The sequence below is a fragment of the Photobacterium chitinilyticum genome, from assembly GCF_004104355.1.
GTDB classification, from domain to species: domain Bacteria; phylum Pseudomonadota; class Gammaproteobacteria; order Enterobacterales; family Vibrionaceae; genus Photobacterium; species Photobacterium chitinilyticum.
The window spans coordinates 1-359 of record NZ_RJLM01000273.1; the positions used below are offsets into that span (position 1 = coordinate 1).

The following is a 359-nucleotide window of genomic DNA, read 5'->3' on the forward strand; positions in this document are numbered from 1 at the left end:
TTGTTTTTGACTCCTTCTCTTGGAAGACTTTCTTCCCATCACTTTTCAATGCTCCCCCTTGAAATGTGGGTTTCCTCAAGAACTTTTTGTACCTCATGGTCAGGAGTGCCAATGAGTCATTCATGTTCTTGAGTTCATTTTCCACATTTAACTGATTAGCTTCAGGTTCTTCTTCTTCACTGTCATCAGAAACAATCACAGACTTGCCTGCCAATTTTGATTTACCTGCCGATTTTGGATCGGCAGATAATAGGTCATCTGATTTATTTTTCAGTTCCTTAAGATTCGCTTGCCTTTGTTCAACTTCAAGCTCATGAGTGAGCAAGTTTCCATACACGGCTTGAAGAGTCATATTCTCC

Annotated in this window: 1 protein-coding gene; it reads right to left on the reverse strand. The window is 40.1% G+C overall.

Annotated features, from left to right (window positions below):
- The coding region (locus EDI28_RS27140) for a hypothetical protein (RefSeq protein ID WP_164918653.1) at nt 1–359 on the reverse strand (359 nt) is incomplete at both ends.